Source organism: Mesorhizobium sp. WSM3626, from assembly GCF_000513935.1.
GTDB lineage: Bacteria > Pseudomonadota > Alphaproteobacteria > Rhizobiales > Rhizobiaceae > Mesorhizobium > Mesorhizobium salmacidum.
This window is the reverse complement of the sequence record NZ_AZUY01000024.1, coordinates 74,863-81,465: the sequence shown is the minus strand read 5'-3', so window position 1 is coordinate 81,465 and position 6,603 is coordinate 74,863. Positions and strand designations below refer to the sequence as shown.

9 protein-coding genes are annotated in these 6,603 nt (G+C 64.1%); 1 reads left to right on the top strand and 8 read right to left on the bottom strand.

What is annotated here, in order from left to right; translation table 11 throughout:
* Positions 1–367: 367 nt before the first annotated feature.
* Entirely contained in the window at positions 368–610 is a 243-nt protein-coding gene (locus M653_RS0118045; protein ID WP_027144608.1) for a hypothetical protein, read from the bottom strand.
* A gap of 165 nt (positions 611–775) precedes the next feature.
* Here M653_RS0118045 and gcvA point away from each other — a divergent pair, with 165 nt between their 5' ends.
* The gene (gcvA, locus tag M653_RS0118040; protein ID WP_027144607.1) at positions 776–1,708 is read left to right on the top strand and encodes a transcriptional regulator GcvA; all 933 of its coding nucleotides are present in this window, start codon (positions 776–778) and stop codon (positions 1,706–1,708) included.
* 87 nt (positions 1,709–1,795) lie between these two features.
* On the opposite strand, the gene M653_RS0118035 is transcribed toward gcvA, so the two are convergent.
* From M653_RS0118035 to tsaD, 7 genes are read right to left on the bottom strand one after another with little or no spacing between them, the layout of a single operon-like run.
* Entirely contained in the window at positions 1,796–2,545 is a 750-nt protein-coding gene (locus M653_RS0118035) for a glycosyltransferase family 25 protein (RefSeq protein ID WP_027144606.1), read from the bottom strand.
* 9 nt (positions 2,546–2,554) lie between these two features.
* On the bottom strand, positions 2,555–2,971 hold the full coding sequence (locus tag M653_RS0118030; protein ID WP_027144605.1) for a DUF1761 domain-containing protein: 417 nt from the start codon (positions 2,969–2,971) through the stop codon (positions 2,555–2,557).
* Between the two features lie 20 nt (positions 2,972–2,991).
* A complete protein-coding gene (locus tag M653_RS0118025) occupies positions 2,992–3,717 on the bottom strand; it encodes a methyltransferase (RefSeq protein ID WP_198028802.1) in 726 nt (241 codons plus the stop codon).
* The gene (locus tag M653_RS0118020) at positions 3,672–4,097 is read right to left on the bottom strand and encodes an EVE domain-containing protein (protein ID WP_027144603.1); all 426 of its coding nucleotides are present in this window, start codon (positions 4,095–4,097) and stop codon (positions 3,672–3,674) included. The genes M653_RS0118025 and M653_RS0118020 overlap by 46 nt, the downstream gene beginning before the upstream one ends.
* Positions 4,098–4,138: 41 nt before the next feature.
* On the bottom strand, positions 4,139–4,435 hold the full coding sequence (locus M653_RS0118015; RefSeq protein ID WP_027144602.1) for a YciI-like protein: 297 nt from the start codon (positions 4,433–4,435) through the stop codon (positions 4,139–4,141).
* A gap of 32 nt (positions 4,436–4,467) precedes the next feature.
* Positions 4,468–5,490, bottom strand: coding sequence for an NAD(P)H-dependent glycerol-3-phosphate dehydrogenase (locus M653_RS0118010; protein ID WP_027144601.1), 1,023 nt, complete (start codon positions 5,488–5,490; stop codon positions 4,468–4,470).
* The gene (gene tsaD / locus M653_RS0118005; protein ID WP_198028803.1) at positions 5,487–6,572 is read right to left on the bottom strand and encodes a tRNA (adenosine(37)-N6)-threonylcarbamoyltransferase complex transferase subunit TsaD; all 1,086 of its coding nucleotides are present in this window, start codon (positions 6,570–6,572) and stop codon (positions 5,487–5,489) included. The genes M653_RS0118010 and tsaD overlap by 4 nt, the downstream gene beginning before the upstream one ends.
* Positions 6,573–6,603: the final 31 nt, after the last annotated feature.

The window sequence follows — 6,603 nt, the reverse complement described above, 5'->3', positions numbered from 1 at the left end:
CTGGTGCTCGACTGGAACATCGCGCCGCGTCGCCGCGGGCGCGGCAGCGCCATCTTCTTCCACCTGGCGCGTCCCGGCTTCACGCCGACGGAAGGTTGTGTGGCGGTCACCGCGCGCACGATGGCGCGGCTTTTGCCGCTGCTCTCGGACCGGACGGTGATGAGAGTGGTGAGGTAGGGGAATAGGGGAATAGGGGAATAGGGGAATAGGGGAATAGGGGAATAGGGGAATAGGTGAGGTAGGGGAATAGGGGAATAGGGGAATAGGGGAATAGGGGAATAGGGGAATAGGGGAATAGGGGAATAGGGGAATAGGGGGTCTTCAGGAGCAGCAGACACGCCCAAGCCGCATCATCAATGCTACTCCCTTATCCCCTCCTGTTTCGCTGCCAGCCGATGTCTAGAAGGCCCAGCCGGCCGGTCTCGCGGTCCATGGCGCGGGTGATGTCCTTGCGGGCGGCGCCGATATCGCGCAACTGGCGATCGGATAGATCCTCGACGTTCTGGTGGCCAAGATTGACCGCGACCCTGGCCTGCCGCAGCCAATCGCGGACAGCCGACAGCCAGCCCGGCCGGGCGATGTATGCAGGGTGAAGAACGATGTGAGACATGATGGGATCCGTATTCTCCGGACATCAAATCCGGTTTGATGGTGTTTTGATGTTGCAATCATGCCGGATTGAAAAATAAACGGGAAACGAGTAGTTCTTTTCTCATCATCAAGTTTTATTTTAGGATTGAGGCTCTATGGACCGCTTCGATCGGGCGGCGCGCTGATGGCAGCCCTCTTGCCTGGAACACGGGCGCTCAGGACGCTGGAGGCGGCGGCCCGGCACCTCAATTTCACCCGAGCCGCCGACGAGCTCGGCCTGACGCCCGCCGCCGTCAGCCACCAGATTAAGGAAATCGAGGATCAGCTCGGCATCGTGCTGTTCACCCGCACCAGCCGCACCATCCGTCTGACGGAAGCGGGCACGGTGCTGTACGAGGCGGCGACCGACACGCTCGACCTGCTTGGCCGGGCCGTGATGCGGGCGCGCAAATTGGCGCGTGGCACGGAATTCCTGAAGGTGACGCTGGACGCGCAGTTCGCGGCGAAATGGCTGATGCGGCGCGTCGAGAATTTCCGCAAGCAGCGGCCGGGCATCGAACTCAGGTTCGACATTGCCTATGGCTTGCGCGATTTCGATCTCGACGACGTCGATGTCGGCATCCGCTTCGGCGCCGGCAAATATCCAGGACTCTGCGCGCATCGCCTGTTCGACAACATCATCATTCCGGTGTGCAGTCCGGGCCTCCTGGCATCTGGGCCGCCCCTGCGCGAACCGCGCGACCTGTTCAACCACACGCTTGCCCATATTGAATGGGCCCGCCAGGGCGTGACCTGGCCGAACTGGCGCATGTGGATGGCGGCGGCCGGCATCAACGATTTCGACGACAGCCGCACCGTCGTCTTCGGCACGTCCACGGATGCTGTCCAGGCAGCGCTCGACGGCAATGCCGTCGCGCTCGCCGATTTCGCCATGGTGGCGAACGACCTGTCCGAGGGCCGGCTTGTGCGGCCCTTCGAACTCAGCATCAGGGTTGCGCCGGAATTCGCCTATTTCCTGGTCTATCCCCAGGCCATGGCAGAAGATCCCCGTATCGTCGCGTTCCGCGAATGGATCCTCGAGGAAGTTGCCAGGACGCGGACGACGGACAAGGTCTAATCTCTTGTCTTATGCATTCCCTAGGGAAAGCGCTACGCGCTTTTCCCGGGAAAACCACGACGCACTTTTCCTGGAATTGCTCCGCGCTCAGGACCGGGCGTTGTGGCCGAAGATCATCCTTGTGTATTTCTTCCATTTCCATTTCAGCTTCTTGTACAGAAGCGGGTGCTTTTTGCCGGCGACGGAAGTCTGGAAAGCGCCGTTTTCGCTGCCTTGCTCGACAATTGGCCGCTCGAACCACAGCATCTCAATGCCCAGTTTTTCGTCCATCTGCTCGATCTGGTGGTCGATCACGGTGTATATCTTGTGCTGATCGATCCAGGCACAACGGGCTTCGGCGACCGGACGGGTGATGAGATAGGAATCCGCGCACCTGGCATGCAGTGCCGGGTAGAGCCTCTGACCCCTGCGCAATTTCCAGCTCGGCGTGTAGTAGTTGCTGCCGTTGCCGAGATAGATGACGGCCTTGCGCATCGGGCTGCCGAGTTCGGCCAGCCCTTGCCGGAATTTGGCGACGAAGTCGCGCGCGAGGAAGACGTCATCCTCGAACACCAGGCAATAGGGAAGGTCGGTTTCGAGGAAGTCGCGCCAGATGCCGACATGCTTCAGCGCCAGAGAGACCTGCGCCGGGTGGACAAAATCGGGAGCGACCAATTCAGCACGAATCTCCGGGGTGATATCTGGCTTGTCCCAGTCAGTGTAAAAGTAGACGGGCACGCCGCGCCGCTCAAACTCGCGGACAATGTGGCGGCGGCGTTCGTCATAGCCATGCTTGACGTGGCAGATCCGGGTGAACACCAGGTCGCGGGGAAATCCGGATTCATCCGTCGTCGTCAAAGCGTTATCTCAGCTCGCCGCGGCGCCGAACCAGCCGATCACCGCGCCGATGATCAGCAGCACGCCCAGCCAATGGCCGCCATCGATGAGGGTCAGGTCCCAGCCGAAATTCTCGTAGCGATGGTTGACCGACAGCGTCGTGGCGACGAAACCCAGCCAAAGCACGAAGCCGAAGATCAGGCCGGCCAGCCAGGTCGGCTCACCACCCGTCATCGCGCCGACGACCAGGGCCATGATGTAGGCCATCAGCAGCTCGGCGATGAAGGAGATGACGAAGGGCAGCGGCGATTTCTTCATCGTCGCCGGATCGAGCTTGACGGCCTTCAGCCAGGGCTTGCTCAACGCCATGTACCAGGCGGCGCCGAACAGCCATGCGACGACGGCGGCGGCAACCACCGCCAGCCAATTCACTGCTGAAAAGTCCATGAGTTCCCCTCCTGTGCGGTTTATGGAAACGCCTGTTCGGCGATGGCGTCAAGCAGTCGCCACACGATCGTGCGCTTGACTTCTGCATCCTCGAGCGCCCTTGTCACCGGCACCTGGTAGACGCCAAGCGGCTCCAGCCCCGATCGCGGCAGATAGGACCGGCCGGGATCGCCGATCAGGATGTCGGCGCCACGCCGTTTGAGCGCAGAAAACCACGGCATCAGCCGGTCGGCGAAGGGTTTGTCGTAGAAGACGTCGCCAGCCAGGATCACATCCCAGCCCGCATCGGTGCCGATACTGTCCGTGCCGAGGAACTTGATCACGACGCCATTGGCGTCGCTGTTGAGCCGGATCGCGGTGGCGCAGAACTGGTCTATGTCGGCAGCGGTTATCTCGGCGGCCCCCGCCCTGGCGGCGGCGATGGCGACGAGCCCGGAGCCCGAGGCGAAGTCGAACACGCGCTTGCCTCGCACTGTGTCGGGATTGTCGATGACATAGCGGGCGAGGCCCTGGCCGCCGGCCCAGGCGAAAGCCCAGAAGGGTGGCGGCAGGCCGATCTCGACCAGTTCGTCCTCGGTCCGCTGCCAAAGATCATGCGCTTCGTCGGCGAGGTGGAGAAGAATCTCCGGTACATGCGGCGGTGCCGTCAGCGCCGTGTTGTCGAGGATGAACTGCCTGGCGCTATCGGGGGTGAGTGCCGTCACGGCGCAGGCGTCAGGCCGCCCATGCGGCAGACTTCCTTCCATTCGGCCGGGGTCACCGGCTGCACGGAAAGCCGTCCGAGCCGCACCAGCGCCATCTCGGCCAGTCTTGGATTGGCCTTGACTTCTTCCAGCGTCGGCGGGTTCGGCATGTCCCTGACAGCACGGATGTCGACACACTCCCAGCGCGGATCATCCGATGTGGTGTCGGGATGGGCCAGCGCGCAGACCTCGGCGATGCCGACCACGTTCAGCCCGTCATTGGAATGGTAGAAGAAGCCGAGATCGCCGATCTGCATGGCCTTCATGTTGTTGCGGGCGGCGTAGTTGCGCACGCCGTCCCATTGCGTGCCGGCCTTGCCCTTGGCCTTCAACGCCTCGAAGGAGAAAACCGAGGGTTCGGATTTGAACAGCCAGTAATTCATTTTTTCTCCTCCTTGCGTTCCAGTCGTCGCGGCGCCGCGAATTAACTAGCCGCCGGCTTGTTGAACGTCCAGTTCCACTGGCGGATTTCGACGCTTTCGAACAGGCCGGCCTTGGCATAGGGGTCAGTGGCCGACAGGGCCTGCGCACCAGCCAGATCGGGCGCCTCGACCACCACGAGGCTGCCGTTTGGCTTGCCGTCGGCGTCGAGGAACGGACCGGCAAAGGCCAGCTGCTTGTCGCTGTTCAGCCCTTCGAGGAAGGCGACATGCTCGGGCCGCGTGTCGAGGCGCACCTGCAGGCTTCCGGGCTTGTCCTTGCAAATCAGAGCAAACAGCATGGTCTTTCTCTCCTGGGTGGTTGGATCAGGGATCAATCGTTGGTCTCGGTCTTCAGCGGCCGGGTCATCAGGGCCGTCACGGCCTGGCCGATGGTGATCCTGCCATCCAGTATCGCGGCCACGGCGGCGATGATCGGCGCATCGATATTGCGCTCGGCGGCGATGCGGGCGGCGATCGCCGCGGTCGGCACGCCCTCGGCCAGCGGCAGTCCGGAAAGCGCCTTGCCTTGCCCGAGCGCCAGCCCATAGGCGAAATTGCGCGATTGCGTCGACGAGCAAGTGAGCAGCAGGTCGCCAAGGCCGGAAAGCCCCATCAGGGTTTCGGGCCTGGCGCCAAAGGCGGCACCGATGCGGCGCAGCTCGACGAAGCCGCGCGTGACCATGGCGGCCTGGGCGCTGGCGCCGAGCCCGGCACCGGTGACAGCGCCGGCGGCGATGGCGAAGACGTTCTTCAAGGCGCCGCCGATTTCGACGCCGATCAGGTCGTCGCTCGAATAGCAGCGCAGGTTTTCAGCCGAGAAACGGGCGGCAAGGTCGGCCGCTAGCGCCTCGTCGCCGGCAGCCACAACCACCGCCGTCGGCAGACCGCGGGCGACATCGCTGGCGAAGCTTGGCCCCGACAGCGCGGCGACCGGGTTTCGCGGCAGGATTTCCGCAGCGATTGCCGACAGCAAGGCGCCTGTGTCGCGCTCGATACCCTTGGCGCAAAGCACGAGTGGAATGCCAGCCGGCATATGATCCTTCGCGGCCGCCAGCGTCGCCCGCAACGCTTGGGCAGGCGTCACCGCCAGCACGCAATCGGCCCCGGCAAGCGCTGCGGCGATGTCGCTCGTCGCCTCTATACCGGGCGCGATGGCAATGCCTGGGAGATAGCGCGGGTTCTCGCCACGACCGATCGCGGCCACGGTTTCAGGGTCACGCGCGAACAGCCGTACCGAGTGGCCGGCGCGCAGCATGGCCAGCGCCAGCGCCGTGCCCCAAGCGCCGCCGCCGAGCACGGCGACACGCCAGCCGCTTTTGCTGGGGTCCGCGCTCTTCATGGCTTTGTCGGTCATGCCTTGGCTCCGCGCCGGCCGGAGCCGACCATTGGCGTCGAGACGCTATCCAGCGGCCAGCGCGGGCGTGGCACGAAATCGAAGCCGTTCTCCTGTGCCATGCCTTCGCGCAGCCGCTCGATGCCGGCCCAGGCGATCATCGCGGCATTGTCGGTGCACAATTTCAGCGGCGGCGCGACGAAGTTGAAACCATTCTCGGTACATAGCCGCTCCAGCGTCGCCTTGATGGCGCGGTTGGCGGCGACGCCGCCGGAGACGACCAGCGCCGGGTTTTTGGTGCCAGGGAATGTCTTGCGAAAGCGTGCCAGGGCGCGAGAGACGCGGTCGGCGAGCGCATCGGCGACCGCCGCCTGGAACGAGGCGCAGATATCGGCGACATCCTGGTCGCTCAAGGGCTCGATCGCGGTTGCCGCCTGGCGCACGGCGGTCTTCAAACCGGAAAACGAGAAATCGGGCTGTGCCGAGCCTTTCATCGGCCGCGGGAAGGCAAAGCGCGAGGCATTGCCCGACAGCGCCGCCTTCTCGACGTTAGGACCGCCGGGATAGGGCAGGCCGAGCATTTTGGCGGTCTTGTCGAAGGCTTCGCCGAGCGCGTCGTCGATGGTGGTGGCCCAGCGCTGGTAGTCGCCGACGCCGCGCACGGCGAGGATCTGCGTGTGGCCGCCGGAGACCAGCAGCAAGAGATAGGGGAATTCCAGACCGTCGGTCAGCCGCGCCGTCAGGGCATGGCCTTCGAGGTGATTGACGGCGATCAGCGGCTTGCCGGCCGCCGCCGCGATGGCCTTGGCCGTCATCAGGCCGACGATCAGCCCGCCGACGAGGCCCGGCCCGGCGGTGGCGGCGATCGCGTCGATATCGGCAAGCGCCACGCCTGAATCGGCGAGTGCCGCCTCGACGATGCCGTCCAGCGCCTCGACATGCGCGCGCGCGGCGATCTCCGGCACGACACCGCCGAAGGCGGCATGCTCCTCGATCTGGGAGAGCACGATATTGGACAGGATTTTCGGCGCGGCATCGCCCTCCAGCGCCACGACGCTGGCGGCGGTCTCGTCGCAACTCGTCTCAATGCCCAGAACGCGGATCAATTCGTCGCTATCCCAAGAGATTGTTTAT

Excerpts from the sequence above, each read along its gene's own strand:
- M653_RS0118045 (WP_027144608.1), bottom strand. The coding sequence starts at position 610 with ATGTCTCACATCGTTCTTCACCCTGCATACATCGCCCGGCCGGGCTGG.
- M653_RS0118030 (WP_027144605.1), bottom strand. The coding sequence starts at position 2,971 with ATGGACTTTTCAGCAGTGAATTGGCTGGCGGTGGTTGCCGCCGCCGTC.
- gcvA (WP_027144607.1), top strand. The coding sequence starts at position 776 with ATGGCAGCCCTCTTGCCTGGAACACGGGCGCTCAGGACGCTGGAGGCG.
- M653_RS0118020 (WP_027144603.1), bottom strand. The coding sequence starts at position 4,097 with ATGAATTACTGGCTGTTCAAATCCGAACCCTCGGTTTTCTCCTTCGAG.
- M653_RS0118025 (WP_198028802.1), bottom strand. The coding sequence starts at position 3,717 with ATGGAAGGAAGTCTGCCGCATGGGCGGCCTGACGCCTGCGCCGTGACG.
- M653_RS0118010 (WP_027144601.1), bottom strand. The coding sequence starts at position 5,490 with ATGACCGACAAAGCCATGAAGAGCGCGGACCCCAGCAAAAGCGGCTGG.
- M653_RS0118015 (WP_027144602.1), bottom strand. The coding sequence starts at position 4,435 with ATGCTGTTTGCTCTGATTTGCAAGGACAAGCCCGGAAGCCTGCAGGTG.